The organism is Pseudomonas amygdali, assembly GCF_002699855.1.
GTDB lineage: Bacteria > Pseudomonadota > Gammaproteobacteria > Pseudomonadales > Pseudomonadaceae > Aquipseudomonas > Aquipseudomonas amygdali.
In genome coordinates this window covers 1-13,360 of record NZ_LKBW01000048.1, presented here as the reverse complement: position 1 = coordinate 13,360, position 13,360 = coordinate 1, and the positions used below count along the sequence as shown (strand labels likewise).

Sequence of the window (13,360 nt, the reverse complement as noted above, 5' to 3'; positions counted from 1 at the left end):
TTTGGTCGGCATACATGCACCTCTAGCTACATGTTATGCCCGAACACAAAATTTCTGACAGTCTCGGGGCACTTGTTGCTGGCATTGGGAGTGAGAGGCCACGCGGCCATTCACCGCATGGAATTGACCACCCCGCAGGACAAAACCTGGCGCAAAGGCAAAATCCCCGAGCCGCTCACCCGTGCCCGCGCCCACCCGCAATGGTCAACACTTAACTCGCACGCCAAACCGAATCAGGCTGAGCGGCAGGAAGCGATTGATCAGCTGGCGGATGTGGTTTTGCAGGATTGACTGTCGCAGCGCTGAAGACCGGACGCAGAGCGTCCAGAACGGCATGCGACGCGGAGCGTCGCACGATAGTTGAGGATGAAGCTGAGCACGATAGTTGAGATATCGTTCCTCACGCTCCAGCGTGGGAATGCCGTGGGTGACGCTCCGCGTCACAAATCTGCGCCTTGACGCATCCTCCAGAACCCTCGCATTCAGGCGCTTTTCAGCTTGCCGTTTGCCGGCGAAAACCTGCCGATTATTTTTATTGATTGATCGTTCAATAAAAAATCTTTAGACTGGCCTCACCGTTTTGGTACAACGATCATTGCAGACAACCGGGAGAATCGCGCCAATGCCCAAGGTCGGAATGCAACCCATCCGCCGCCAACAACTGATCCAGGCCACGCTTACTGCGGTCGATCAGGTCGGTATGGGCGACGCCAGCATTGCTCTGATCGCACGACTGGCGGGCGTGTCCAACGGCATCATCAGTCACTATTTTCAGGACAAGAACGGCCTGATCGCCGCCACGATGCGGCATCTGATGAACGCCTTGATCCAGAACGTCCGCGAACGTCGGCAGGCGCTGACCGAAGACAGCCCAAGGGCTCATCTGCAAGTGATCATCGAAGGTAACTTCGACGCCAGTCAGGTCAGCGGCCCGGCCATGAAAACCTGGCTGGCCTTCTGGGCGACCAGCATGCATCACCCTTCGCTGCACCGATTGCAGCGTATCAACGACCACCGTTTGTATTCGAACCTGTGCTGTCAGTTCCGCCGTACCTTGCCACTGGAACAGGCACGCAGCGCCGCCCGCGGGCTTGCTGCCCTGATAGATGGGCTGTGGCTGAGAGGCGCGCTGTCAGGCGATGCATTCGACACCGAGCAAGCGCAACGGATCGCTTACGAGTACATGGATTTCCAATTGGCGAAATCGGCGAGCTGAGGCTTTCGAAGCCCCTTACCGAACGACTGTAAAAGCCTGTTGCCGAACGAACCCGGCACACTGAAATCAGTCATCGCCCCCCACTGAATTTGCGAGGACTTTATGGCCCGTTTTGAACTGCAGAAACTTTACATCGATGGCGGTTACGTCGATGCCAGCAACACTGAAACCTTCGATGCCATCAACCCGGCGAACGGCGAAGTACTGGCGCAGATCCAGCGCGCCGGCAAGGAAGACGTCGAGCGCGCAGTCGTTGCTGCTGAAAAAGGCCAGAAGATCTGGGCGGCCATGACCGCCGTCGAGCGTTCGCGCATCCTGCGCCGTGCTGTCGACATCCTGCGTGAGCGCAACGATGAACTGGCCGCTCTGGAAACGCTGGACACCGGCAAGGCCATCTCCGAAACCCGCTACGTGGACATCGTGACCGGTGCCGACGTGCTGGAATACTACGCCGGTCTTGTACCCGCCATCGAAGGTGAGCAGATTCCGCTGCGCGACTCTTCATTCGTGTACACCCGCCGCGAGCCGCTGGGTGTGGTGGCCGGTATCGGCGCCTGGAACTACCCGATCCAGATCGCACTGTGGAAATCCGCCCCGGCGCTGGCCGCGGGTAACGCGATGATCTTCAAGCCGAGTGAAGTCACTTCGCTGACCACCCTGAAGCTGGCAGAAATCTACACCGAAGCGGGCGTACCGAACGGCGTATTCAACGTGCTGACCGGCAGCGGCCGTGAAGTCGGTACCTGGATCACCGAGCACCCGCGCATCGAGAAAGTCTCCTTCACCGGCGGCACCGACACTGGCAAGAAAGTCATGGCCAGCGCCTCGAGCTCGTCGCTCAAGGAAGTGACCATGGAGCTGGGCGGCAAATCACCGCTGATCGTGTTTGACGACGCTGATCTGGACCGTGCTGCCGACATCGCAATGATGGCCAACTTCTATAGCTCCGGCCAGGTCTGCACCAACGGCACTCGTGTGTTTGTACCGAACGCGTTGAAAGCCGAGTTCGAAGCGAAAATCCTTGAGCGTGTGAAGCGTATTCGCGCCGGTAACCCGGAAGACGAAAACATCAACTTCGGCCCGCTGGTCAGCTTCGAGCATATGGAAAGCGTGCTGGGCTACATCGCCAAGGGCAAAGAGCAGGGCGCACGCCTGTTGTGCGGCGGTGATCGTCTGACCGGTGGTGTGTTCGACAAGGGCGCTTTTGTTGCGCCAACCGTGTTCACCGACTGCACCGACGACATGACCATCGTGCGTGAAGAAATCTTCGGCCCGGTAATGAGCATCCTCGGCTACGACACCGAAGAAGAAGTGGTGCGCCGCGCCAACGACACCGACTTCGGTCTGGCCGCAGGCATCGTGACTCGCGACCTGAATCGCGCACACCGCGTGATTCATCTGTTGGAAGCCGGTATCTGCTGGATCAACGCCTGGGGCGAGTCGGCGGCACAAATGCCGGTCGGCGGTTACAAGCAATCGGGTGTTGGTCGTGAGAACGGCATCAGCTCGCTGGCGCAGTACACGCGGATCAAGTCGGTACAGATCGAGCTGGGCGACTACGCCTCGGTTTTCTAAACACGCTTCAAGTGGCACGCGGCAAATCTCAAGCAGACGCAATCAAAAGCGGCTTGCCGCACCCCATTTTCACAAGTATCGCCTCGCTGCTTCTGCTTGCAGCCGAGGCTTGAGACTTGCAGCTCTATGAGGGAGCCTCTATGACGACTCAATCCGAATACGACTACATCATCATTGGTGCCGGCTCTGCCGGTAACACCCTGGCAGCCCGTCTCACCGAAGACGCAGGCGTCACTGTTCTGCTGCTGGAAGCCGGTGGCCCGGACTACCGTCTGGATTTCCGTACCCAGATGCCAGCCGCACTGGCATTCCCGCTACAGGGACGCCGCTATAACTGGGCCTACGAGACCGAGCCAGAGCCACACATGAACAACCGCCGCATGGAATGCGGTCGTGGTAAAGGCCTGGGCGGTTCGTCGCTCATCAACGGCATGTGCTACATCCGCGGCAACGCGATGGACTATGACGGCTGGGCCAAGGAGCCGGGCCTTGAAGACTGGAGCTACCTCGATTGCCTGCCGTACTTCCGCAAGGCCGAAACCCGCGACATCGGCCCGAATGACTACCACGGTGGTGAAGGTCCGGTCAGCGTGACCACGCCCAAGGCGGGCAACAATCCGCTGTTCCACGCGATGGTCGAGGCGGGCGTGCAAGCCGGTTTCCCGCGCACTGACGACCTCAACGGTTATCAGCAGGAAGGTTTCGGTCCGATGGACCGCACCGTGACGCCTAACGGTCGTCGCGCCAGTACCGCCCGTGGTTATTTGGACGAGGCCAAGAAGCGCTCGACCCTGACCATCGTCACTCACGCGCTCACCGATCGCATTCTGTTCGAAGGCAAGCGTGCCGTCGGCGTGGCGTACCTGGTAGGTGACAGCGACACACGCATCCAGGCCCGTGCCCGCAAGGAAGTGCTGCTGTGTGGCGGCGCGATCGCTTCGCCACAGATTCTCCAGCGTTCCGGCGTCGGCCCGGCCGAAGTGCTGAACAAGCTGGATATTCCGGTGGTTCATGACCTGCCTGGCGTTGGCCAGAACCTTCAGGATCACCTGGAGATGTACCTGCAGTACGCCTGCACCCAGCCGGTGTCGCTGTACCCTTCGCTGAAGTGGTGGAACCAGCCTGCCATCGGTGCAGAGTGGATGTTCCTCGGCACCGGTATCGGTGCGAGCAACCAGTTTGAAGCCGGTGGTTTCATTCGCTCCAGCGAAGCGTTCGAATGGCCGAACATTCAGTACCACTTCCTGCCGGTCGCGATTAACTACAACGGCACCAAGGGCGTTCAGGAACACGGCTTCCAGGCTCACGTCGGCTCCATGCGTTCGCCGAGCAGTGGTCGTGTGCAGGTCAAATCCAAAGACCCGCGCGAGTACCCGAGCATCCTGTTCAACTACATGTCCAGCGAGCAGGACTGGCAGGAGTTCCGTGATGGCATCCGCCTGACGCGCGAGATCATGCAGCAACCGGCTCTGGACCCGTACCGTGGCCGCGAAATCAGCCCCGGTATCGATGTGCAGTCTGATGAAGCGCTGGATCAGTTCGTGCGCGAGCATGCTGAAACGGCTTATCACCCGTCCTGCTCGTGCAAGATGGGCACCGACGAGATGGCCGTTGTCGACGGTCAGGGCCGTGTGCATGGCCTGCAAGGCCTGCGCGTAGTCGATGCCTCGATCATGCCGATCATCACCACGGGCAACCTGAATGCACCGACAATCATGATCGCCGAGAAAATCGCCGACAAGATCCGCGGTCGTCAGCCCCTGCCACGCAGCACCGCCGACTACTTCGTTGCAGGCGACAAACCTGCACGTGGCAAGCCGCTGCGCGAAATCAGCCACCAGGCCTGATCTGACAACGGGCGTCCTCCCTGGACGCCTTTCGTTGTGCATGCTCCAGCGTGAATGCATTTCACACTGGAGCATCGGCACGATAGTTACAAGATTCTCGTTCCTCACGCTCCAGCGTGAGACTGCATTTCCCGACGCTCCGCTTCGCAATTTGCGCTGAGCATGGGTACGAGCGCCAACTCGATTCAGACCCTCCTCCCGACAGACGCGAATTGCCACCATCCCTCCGCTCTGCCACAATCGCGAATGATTCTCTTTAGTTAGATCTTTCTCATCGAGGCTATTCGTGTCGTCAGTCCCAAGCACTCATAGCGAGATTGTTGGCGCGCTGTATCGCGATCATCGGGGTTGGCTGCTGGCCTGGCTCAGACGCAATGTCGCCTGTCCACAGCGTGCTCAGGATTTGAGTCAGGACACGTTCGTGCGTTTGCTCGGGCGACAGGAATTGCTGACGCCCAGAGAGCCGCGAGCGTTCCTGGCGGCCGTTGCCAAGGGACTGATGTTCGACTACTTCCGCCGCGCTGCGCTGGAGCAGGCTTATCTCGGGGAGTTGATGCAGGTTCCCGAGGCCGAGCAGCCTTCGCCGGAAGAGCAGATGCTGATTCTGGAAGACCTCAAAGCGATCGACCGTATGCTGGGCAGCCTCTCCAGCAAAGCACGGGCAGCCTTTCTGTACAGTCGCCTCGACGGGCTGAGCCACGGCGAAATTGCCGAGCGGCTGGGCGTCTCGGTTTCGCGCGTCAGGCAATACCTGGCTCAAGCCATGCGTCAGTGCTATGTGGCGCTCTACGGTGAGCCGACATGAACACCAGGCCGGTATCCGCTCATGTTCTGGACGCCGCGATCCAGTGGCAATTGAACATGGATGGCAGCAGCGGCAATGACGCTGAACTTGCTCGCTGGCTGGCCGCCGACGAAGAGCATGCCAGGGCCTGGAGCCAGTTGGGCATGGTCAATCAGCGTTTTGCCTTGCCAGCAGGTCCGGCGCGCAAGGCATTGCAGCAATCGCCTGGTGCCCAGCGGCATAGCTTGCGCAAGCTTGGCGGCGGTCTGGTCGGCGTGTTCATGGCGTTGGGGCTGGCATTGTTCGTCGGCGACCGCTACCTGCCGATAGATTACTGGCTTGCCGATCAGCGCACCGCCACCGGTGAACAGCGTGACGTGCGTCTGGCGGACAACACCCTGATTCGCCTTAACACCCACAGCGCGATTGATGTGCGCTTCGATGCGCAGCAACGTCGGGTGATTCTGCAGGACGGCGAAATAATGGTGCAGACCGGCAATCATGACGATCCGCGTCCCTTCATCGTCGAAACTGCGGATGGCAAAATGCGCGCCTTGGGTACGCGCTTTCTGGTCCGTCGCGAGCCAGACGGAACACTGCTCAGCGTGCTGCAATCAGCGGTTGCCGCCAATGCGCGCAATGTGTCCGGTGAGCAGGTTCTGCGCGAGGGCCAGCAGGTTCTCCTCACGCGCAATGGCCTTGGCCCGTTGCTCAGCATGCCTTCCGGCGTCGACGCCTGGACGCGCGGCATGTTGGTGGTGGACAACGCCCGGCTGGCGGACATGCTCGCTGAACTGGGTCGTTACCGTACAGGCCATCTGGGTGTCGACTCGACCGTGGCTGGTCTGCGTATTACCGGCACATTCCCGCTGGCCGACACTGACCTGGCGCTCAAGGCGTTGTTGCCGACCTTACCCGTGCAGATCGAACAACACACCGCGTGGTGGGTCACTGTGCTGGCCAGGGATGAGCAGGCCAGCAGCAATCCGGCAAAACTCTGAAACATACCTCTTCATGCCTGCACCGGATCGCCCTGACACTTTTCCGGTTTCGAGCGGCTTAGTCTTACAAGTCATTTCGGGGACGCGCTCGGTTTTGCGTCCCTTCGTCTGTGGATAAACCATGAAAAGCCAAACCGTGCGCCGCTGGTCCATCGTGCATACCTGGAGCAGCCTGATTTGCACCCTGTTCCTGTTGATGCTGGCTGTCACCGGCCTGCCGCTGATCTTTCATCATGAAATCGATCATCTGCTCGGCGACGCTCCGCATTACCGGGAGATACCTGCCGACACACCACGCCTGGATCTGGAGCAACTGGCCAGGGCAGCCGAAGCGCATCGCCCCGGCGAGGTGATGCAGTATTTCGGCTGGGACGACGAAGACCCCAATGGCGTAATGGCAATCACCGCTGCAACCGCCGGCACCGAGCCCAACTCCTCGCACACCTTCGTCCTCGATGCGCGCACCGGTGAGGCGCTGGAGATGCCTTCTGCCAACGGCGGCTTCATGATGGTCATGCTGCGCCTGCATGTAGACATGTACGCCAACCTGCCCGGCAAATTGCTGCTGGCGTTCATGGGCTTGCTGTTTGTGGTGGCGATCGTTTCCGGGACCGTGTTGTATGCGCCGTTCATGCGCAAGCTGGAGTTCGGCCAGGTGCGGGTCAATAAATCCAGGCGTACGCGTTGGCTGGACCTGCACAACCTGATCGGCGTAGTGACATTGACCTGGGCGCTGGTGGTGGGCGTGACGGGGGTGATCAGTGCCTGTGCCGATCTGCTGATTGCCTCCTGGCGCAATGATGCGCTGGCCACCATGATCGCCCCTTACAAGGACGCGCCGCCATTGACCCAGCGCGCCCCGGCGACTCGATTGCTGGAAATTGCCGAATCCGCTGCGCCCGGTATGCAGGCCGATTTCATCGCTTTCCCCGGCACGCGCTTCTCCAGCGAGCATCATTACGCGGTGTTCCTCAAAGGCAACACGCACTTGACTGCGCACCTCGCCACACCGGTGCTGATCGACGCGCAGACCCTGCAAGTTACCGCCGTGGTCGAACGTCCCTGGTATATGGACGCACTGGGCATGTCGCAACCTCTGCATTTCGGTGATTACGGCGGCATGCCGATGAAGATTCTCTGGGCAGTGCTGGACGTGCTGACCATCATCGTACTCGGCAGCGGCGTCTATCTGTGGTGGGTGAGGCGTCGTGCCGCGCGCTCGGTGAGCGTGGTTCGGGCTCAGGTGGCGCAATGAGTTCCAGGCCATCGCGATTCTGGAGGACCTTTGCGATACCCGCCGTGATAGCGCTGCTTATCGGCGTCGGCTTGTTCGCCGCGCTGCTGGGTGATGGCTGGTGGGATACGCTGGCGTGGCTGTGCATGGGGACGGCTGCCCTGTTGAGCATCAAGGGCTTGCTGGTGCGGCGCGGCTGATTGAAACGCTGATTGCAGACGCGTCACAGGCTGACTAGTCTAGGATCCTGTCTCATTCGAGGAATACCCATGTCAGCGCCCACGATGACGTTGTACTTCAACGCGGCTTCACCCTTCGCCCGCAAGGTGATGGTGATGCTGCATGAAACCGCTCAGCTCGATCGCGTCGAGTTGCAGACCACAGTGCTGACGCCGGTCAGCCCGTCTGCCGAGCTCAATGAAGACAACCCGGCCGGCAAACTTCCCGCGCTAAGGCTGGCTGACGGCAACGTCATTCACGACAGCCGGGTGATTCTTGATTATCTCGACCACCAGCACGTGGGCCTGCCGCTGATCCCTCGTGAAGGTTCTTCGCGCTGGAGACGCCTGACGCTCGCCTCGCTGGCCGATGCGGTGCTCGACGCTGCGGTGCTGATTCGCTACGAAACCGCGCTGCGCCCCCAGGAAAAACACTGGGATCAATGGCTGCATAACCAGCAGCAGAAGATTGAGCGCTCCCTGAGTTACTTTGAGCGGGATGCAATCACCGAACTCAGCTCATCGTTCGACGTAGCCTCCATCAGCGTTGCCGTAGCTCTGGGTTATCTCGACTTCCGCCAGCCCGACCTGCGCTGGCGCAACACCTATCCGAGGCTGGCCAGCTGGTATCTGGAAGTCAGCGAGCGGCCGTCGATGCTGGCTACACAACCAACGGCTTGAGTCGTGACTATCGTACCCACGAAGCGTGAGCACGATAGTTCGGATTATCGTTCCGCACGCTCCAGCGTGGGAATGCCGTGGGTGACGCGCTGCGTCACAAATCCGTGCCGCGCCACGTACTCAAGATCGGACGCGGAGCGTCCAGAACGGCATGCGACGCGGAGCGTCGCACGATAGTAAGGAAGAAGCATGAGCACGATAGACGCCTCAGCAATCAGGCTCATCAGCAGTGTAGCGGCGGGCCGGATTAACCGCTGCGTCGAACTCACGCAACGCCTTGGCACCGATCAACAGCGGGAAGTTGAAGTGGCTGCGGTCCACCAGGTTGACCTCGACCGTACGCTTCTTGTCGCCCAGACACAGTTCCAGGTCAACGACAGGGCGCTTGGCGGGGTTGATGCTTTCGTCATCGTCGTCGTCACCTTCGGCGCGTCCCTTGATCTTGCTGATCCGCGAGACCTTGTGCTCATATACCTTGTCGTCCGCACCCTTGGTTGCCAGGCGGAAACGTACCCAGTCATCACCATCGCGTTTGAACAACTCGATGTCCTTTGCCGACAGCGAGGCGGTCAGTGCGCCGGTGTCCATCTTGGCCTTGAAGGTCTGGCCTATTTCCGCAACCTTGATGTTCTCGTAGCGACCATACAACGTCGGTTCAGCGGCCATGACCGGCAGGGCCAGCAAAGACAATAGCGCCAGGATCGGTTTCACGTGAGAGGTTCCTCGCAATAGTCAGCGCCTGATTGGCGCCCGTTTTTAGACAGCGAACCTGCAGTAGGTTCGTCAGGATGAATATGACGTCAGCATAAAGGCCGAGACGTGAAACATTTGTAAGCACCTGTGTAATTGGCGTAAAACGCGTGGGTCTTTATTATTGCCGCCCCTGAACCTTCAAGAGTCCGTCATGCGCCGTCTGCTCACCGGCTGTTTTGTTGCTTTGTTGTTACTGATCAATACGCTGGTATTGATAGGTCCGTTATTGGTTTTTGCCTTGCTCAAGCTGCTGTTCAGAGGCCGAATGCGCGATCGCTGTTCAGTCGCCGTTATGTGGATTGCCGAAACCTGGGCCGAGATCGACAAGGTCATCTTCGCAACCTGTGTACCGACGCAATGGGATATTCGTGGCGATGAGGGCTTGCGCGGTGATACTTCGTATCTGGTCATCAGCAATCATCAGTCGTGGGTGGATATTCCCGCGCTGGTCCAGGCACTCAACCGGCGCACGCCCTTCTTCAAGTTTTTCCTGAAAAAAGAACTGATCTGGGTGCCTCTGCTGGGCCTGGCGTGGTGGGGGCTGGATTACCCGTTCATGAAGCGCTACAGCAAGGCGTTTCTGGCGAAGCACCCGGAACTGAAGGGCAAGGATCTGGAAATCACCAAGGCCGCCTGCGAGCTGTTCAAGCGTCAGCCAGTGACCATCGTCAACTATCTGGAAGGCACGCGCTTTACTCCGGGCAAACATGCGACTCAAGCATCGCCCTATACCCATCTGCTCAAGCCCAAGGCCGGTGGCGTCGCATTCGTGCTGGCTGCCATGGGCGAGCAACTGGACGCCATTCTGGATGTCACCGTGGTCTATCCGGGTTCAGGCATCCCGGGGTTCTGGGACATGCTGTGCGGGCGGGTGCCCAAGGTGATTGTCGACATCAAAACCCGCGAAATGGACCCGGCACTGTGGCAGGGCGATTACGAGAACGATCCGGTATTTCGCGAGAATATCCAGAGCTGGGTCAACCAGCTCTGGGTGGAGAAAGATGCGCGTATTGCGGCGTTGCGGCTTGAATCAGCTGCCGGTACCCCATAACCCACTCAGGCTCTGCAACGCCGAACCGCTGGCACCTTGCTGCCCGAGGTACTGCAGAATCAGCGGGGCAAACTGGCTGACCATCGTGCTGTCCATGCCCAGTGCCTTGAAGGCGTTATTCACATCACCCATGCTCTGCACGTTGCCCAGTGCGCTGTTGAGCATCGAGTTATCGCCGGACTTGCCACCGAGCAGGCTGCCCAGTGCGTTTGCGCCTCCCAGGCTGTCCAGTGCGGAGGTGCCGGACATCTGCTCCAGACCGGGAACCGATTTGGCCAACTGCGAATAATCGGTGCTGGTCAGCTTGTTCTTCGCCAGCCCGAGCAATGCGCCTGTTCCGCCAACGGCTTGTTCAGGGGTGACATTGAGCTGGGTGCCAAGGGTATTAAGCAGTCCTGCGACTTCAGGGGCCGCTGTGGCTTTCTTATTGCCACTCGTGGCATTGGAAACCGCATTTGCGGCGTCATTCAGATTGAAGGCAAACACCGGGCTTGCAGCCAGTGCCATCAACGTTACCAAAGCCATACCGCGTGCAGTTTTCATTGCGTCACCCTTATCAAACCTGAACCGCCCATGAGTGGGCGGTAAAGCAGACGGTTTGACTGTGAGCAACAGAGGCTTGTTCCCAACGCGCTGAAGACAGGCAGTTATTTCATTTGCCTGAATCGGCTCTGGCAGACGAGGTGGGGTCCCTAGCATTTCTGCTAGCTGTGCAGCACGAGATCACACGCCCAGAATTACGGTTCTATCATCGATTGCCGCAGGTGATGTTCATGTCTTCTGCCAGCCCTGTAGTGCTCTGCACTTACCATTACGACGCAACGGATCGCTTTGCCGACTGCTCGCCTGCGGGGCAGGGGAGCGCCCGGTTCTTTTATCAGCAGAATCGCTTAGCGACGCAAATTCAGGGGCAGATACAGCACACGCTTCTGCGTACGGACGAGCATTTGCTGGCTCACCTGAGTGTAGAAAACAACCAGAACGATTGTCTGTTACTGGCGACGGACCAACAGCAGTCCGTGATCGCGGCACAGGGTTTGGCGTTTGCTTATACGCCTTACGGCCATCGTTACCCTTCAGGCCCCGCAAGCCTGCCGGGCTTTACCGGCCAGCGGCTTGACCCGATTACAGGGCATTATTTGCTGGGCAATGGGTACAGGGCTTTTAATCCGGTGTTGATGAGGTTCAATAGTCCGGACAGTTTGAGCCCGTTTGGCGAGGGCGGGTTGAATGCGTATGCGTATTGTGAGGAGGACCCGGTTAATCGGGTTGATCCGGGCGGACATTTGCCAACGTTTTTAGTGAACATTTTGAAAAGAGCAAGCAGTGTGAAAAAGCGCTTACTTGGTCGAAAAGTTAGCCAGGATTCTCTATCTTCCCCGTTGCTTTATCCTGTCGAAAGTTTCGGGTCCACACAGGTAACTACTTCAACTAACTCGGTGAGCTCGCATATGTCTGCATCTGGTATTATCGATGGGTCACAATTTGTAGCCCCACCACCCCGTCCTCCCAAGAAAGGACTGCCGAGCAATGTACCTCCGCCCATCCCTCCAAAGAAAGCGCCGCCCAGCAATGCCCCACCATCCGTTCCTGCTCGAAAAAGTTACCTGAGGATAGAAGGTGAAGATGTAGACATTCATGAAGCTAAAAGACGGCTTGATGAACTGGTCCTGACAAATGAATCATATATTGGTAAAGGTGGTGTTGTACCGTATGTTGTAAGGAATAATCTTGACTATTATAGACGTGCGGTTAAGCGTCTTAGAGGTGGCAGTGGCACTATCGAGAAGCGGGCGGGCGCGTCAAATCGATTCCGATAATGGCCAACCACCCAGTTGGTTAAAGGGGTAGGCGGAGCGCCTTTTAACCATGACGCTGATAATAAGTTTTGTTGCGTTTAAGTCACGCCCATCAATGAGTGAAGAGCGCTTCGGTCTGTGCGCCGGCATGACTGTGTTCAGCGCCTTTCGGCCTGGCACCTAGTAGTTCTGCTAGCTGGGCGCAAGCAGATAGTCAGCCCAGACTTGCTGCCATGGGTGACTTCAAAGGAGTGAAGCCATGGCTTCGTCTGGGCAATCCGTGCTCTGTGTTTATCGCTACGATCCATTGGATCGCCTGGCCGATTGTTCGGCCGCGGGGCAGGGCAGCACTCGCCTTTTTTATCAGAAGACACTCTTGGCTACGCAGATTCAGGGGCAGGTCCAGCACACGCTTATGCGCACGGATGAGCATTTGCTGGCGTGCCTGAGTGCAGAAAATAATCAGCGCGACGGCGCGTTGTTGGCGACGGATCAACAGCAGTCAGTGATTCCCGCTCAGGGGTTGGAGTTTGCCTACACGCCTTACGGACATCGTCATCCTTCAGGCCCCGCAAGCCTGCCGGGCTTTACCGGCCAGCGAGTTGACCCGGTGACGGGGCACTATTTGCTGGGGAATGGGTATCGGGCGTTTAACCCGGTGTTGATGAGGTTCAACAGCCCGGACAGTCTGAGCCCGTTTGGTGAGGGTGGGGTGAATGCGTATGGGTATTGTGGGGGGGATCCGGTTAATTGGGTTGACTTGACAGGGAGTACACCAACCTTGATGAAGGGACTTTTAAGAGCTTTTAAAATAATGAAGCCTTCCCGGCGTTTGTCTACGGATGGCGTTATTGGTAGTTCTGTGTTGCGCGGTTCTGACGGGATGAACTTAAGTGCGAGTGCGCCACAGTTAAGTCGCTCTGCAGCGGTGCGACAAGTCGAGTCAGTGAGTGTGTCTGCAAAAAAATTGAATAAACAAGCAGGTCTTGACTATAGAAAATCTGCAAAAGAGTTTAAGGCCAACGATAAGCTTTATAGTCAGTATGTTGAAAGGGCTACACAGCTGAAAAGAGAGGCAAACACGGCGTTAAGTTTGTATGATGAGGATGGTCTCCCTTATGAGTATGATCTGGTTCGAGACTGTCAGAAATTTTGTGTTCGGGCATAACATGTAGCTAGAGGTGCATGTATGCCGACCAAA

At 58.2% G+C, this 13,360-nt stretch carries 14 protein-coding genes; 12 read left to right on the top strand and 2 right to left on the bottom strand.

What is annotated here, in order from left to right; all coding sequences use genetic code 11:
- The 9 genes from AO277_RS05615 to AO277_RS05565 form a co-directional block, all read left to right on the top strand.
- A partial coding sequence (locus AO277_RS05615; RefSeq protein ID WP_257214191.1) for a DUF3482 domain-containing protein occupies window positions 1-291 on the top strand: 291 nt, incomplete at its 5' end.
- Window positions 292-622: 331 nt separating this feature from the next.
- Window positions 623-1,216, top strand: coding sequence for a transcriptional regulator BetI (betI, locus tag AO277_RS05605; RefSeq protein WP_002555619.1), 594 nt, complete (start codon window positions 623-625; stop codon window positions 1,214-1,216).
- A gap of 102 nt (window positions 1,217-1,318) precedes the next feature.
- Window positions 1,319-2,791 (top strand): betaine-aldehyde dehydrogenase, encoded by a 1,473-nt coding sequence (gene betB, locus AO277_RS05600; protein WP_044319674.1) that lies wholly within the window; start codon window positions 1,319-1,321, stop codon window positions 2,789-2,791.
- A 140-nt stretch (window positions 2,792-2,931) separates the two neighbouring features.
- On the top strand, window positions 2,932-4,638 hold the full coding sequence (gene betA / locus AO277_RS05590; RefSeq protein WP_044319673.1) for a choline dehydrogenase: 1,707 nt from the start codon (window positions 2,932-2,934) through the stop codon (window positions 4,636-4,638).
- Between the two features lie 286 nt (window positions 4,639-4,924).
- Complete coding sequence (locus AO277_RS05585; protein ID WP_002555616.1) at window positions 4,925-5,443, top strand: RNA polymerase sigma factor; 519 nt, start codon at window positions 4,925-4,927, stop codon at window positions 5,441-5,443.
- Complete coding sequence (locus AO277_RS05580; RefSeq protein WP_044319672.1) at window positions 5,440-6,423, top strand: FecR domain-containing protein; 984 nt, start codon at window positions 5,440-5,442, stop codon at window positions 6,421-6,423. The genes AO277_RS05585 and AO277_RS05580 overlap by 4 nt, the downstream gene beginning before the upstream one ends.
- Window positions 6,424-6,544: 121 nt before the next feature.
- A complete protein-coding gene (locus AO277_RS05575) occupies window positions 6,545-7,678 on the top strand; it encodes a PepSY-associated TM helix domain-containing protein (protein WP_044319671.1) in 1,134 nt (377 codons plus the stop codon).
- Window positions 7,675-7,857, top strand: a complete 183-nt coding sequence (locus AO277_RS05570; protein WP_044319670.1) for a hypothetical protein — start codon at window positions 7,675-7,677, stop codon at window positions 7,855-7,857. Before AO277_RS05575 ends, AO277_RS05570 begins: the two co-directional genes overlap by 4 nt.
- 69 nt (window positions 7,858-7,926) lie before the next feature.
- The gene (locus AO277_RS05565) at window positions 7,927-8,556 is read left to right on the top strand and encodes a glutathione S-transferase family protein (RefSeq protein ID WP_031599276.1); all 630 of its coding nucleotides are present in this window, start codon (window positions 7,927-7,929) and stop codon (window positions 8,554-8,556) included.
- Window positions 8,557-8,763: 207 nt separating this feature from the next.
- Here the strand turns inward: AO277_RS05565 and rloA2 are convergent, their stop codons facing one another.
- Window positions 8,764-9,267: a retropepsin-like aspartic peptidase RloA2 gene (gene rloA2, locus AO277_RS05555; protein ID WP_003432546.1), complete on the bottom strand. Its 504-nt coding sequence runs from the start codon at window positions 9,265-9,267 to the stop codon at window positions 8,764-8,766.
- Between the two features lie 193 nt (window positions 9,268-9,460).
- Between rloA2 and yihG the strand changes: the two genes are divergently transcribed.
- Window positions 9,461-10,360: a 1-acylglycerol-3-phosphate O-acyltransferase, YihG family gene (yihG, locus tag AO277_RS05550; protein ID WP_044319669.1), complete on the top strand. Its 900-nt coding sequence runs from the start codon at window positions 9,461-9,463 to the stop codon at window positions 10,358-10,360.
- Here yihG and AO277_RS05545 read toward each other — a convergent pair.
- Complete coding sequence (locus AO277_RS05545) at window positions 10,340-10,903, bottom strand: DUF2780 domain-containing protein (RefSeq protein WP_044319668.1); 564 nt, start codon at window positions 10,901-10,903, stop codon at window positions 10,340-10,342. The genes yihG and AO277_RS05545 overlap by 21 nt on opposite strands.
- Window positions 10,904-11,133: 230 nt before the next feature.
- On the opposite strand from AO277_RS05545, the gene AO277_RS05540 reads away from it, so the two are divergent.
- Both AO277_RS05540 and AO277_RS05535 read left to right on the top strand, forming a co-directional pair.
- On the top strand, window positions 11,134-12,180 hold the full coding sequence (locus AO277_RS05540; RefSeq protein WP_080899331.1) for an RHS repeat-associated core domain-containing protein: 1,047 nt from the start codon (window positions 11,134-11,136) through the stop codon (window positions 12,178-12,180).
- Window positions 12,181-12,418: 238 nt separating this feature from the next.
- Window positions 12,419-13,327, top strand: a complete 909-nt coding sequence (locus AO277_RS05535; RefSeq protein WP_044319667.1) for an RHS repeat-associated core domain-containing protein — start codon at window positions 12,419-12,421, stop codon at window positions 13,325-13,327.
- The last annotated feature ends 33 nt before the right edge of the window (window positions 13,328-13,360 follow it).

Coding starts and splice junctions, on each gene's coding strand:
- AO277_RS05580 (WP_044319672.1), top strand. CDS start 5,440: ATGAACACCAGGCCGGTATCCGCTCATGTTCTGGACGCCGCGATCCAG.
- AO277_RS05535 (WP_044319667.1), top strand. CDS start 12,419: ATGGCTTCGTCTGGGCAATCCGTGCTCTGTGTTTATCGCTACGATCCA.
- betA (WP_044319673.1), top strand. CDS start 2,932: ATGACGACTCAATCCGAATACGACTACATCATCATTGGTGCCGGCTCT.
- yihG (WP_044319669.1), top strand. CDS start 9,461: ATGCGCCGTCTGCTCACCGGCTGTTTTGTTGCTTTGTTGTTACTGATC.
- AO277_RS05575 (WP_044319671.1), top strand. CDS start 6,545: ATGAAAAGCCAAACCGTGCGCCGCTGGTCCATCGTGCATACCTGGAGC.
- betI (WP_002555619.1), top strand. CDS start 623: ATGCCCAAGGTCGGAATGCAACCCATCCGCCGCCAACAACTGATCCAG.
- AO277_RS05565 (WP_031599276.1), top strand. CDS start 7,927: ATGTCAGCGCCCACGATGACGTTGTACTTCAACGCGGCTTCACCCTTC.
- AO277_RS05540 (WP_080899331.1), top strand. CDS start 11,134: ATGTCTTCTGCCAGCCCTGTAGTGCTCTGCACTTACCATTACGACGCA.
- AO277_RS05570 (WP_044319670.1), top strand. CDS start 7,675: ATGAGTTCCAGGCCATCGCGATTCTGGAGGACCTTTGCGATACCCGCC.
- betB (WP_044319674.1), top strand. CDS start 1,319: ATGGCCCGTTTTGAACTGCAGAAACTTTACATCGATGGCGGTTACGTC.
- AO277_RS05545 (WP_044319668.1), bottom strand. CDS start 10,903: ATGAAAACTGCACGCGGTATGGCTTTGGTAACGTTGATGGCACTGGCT.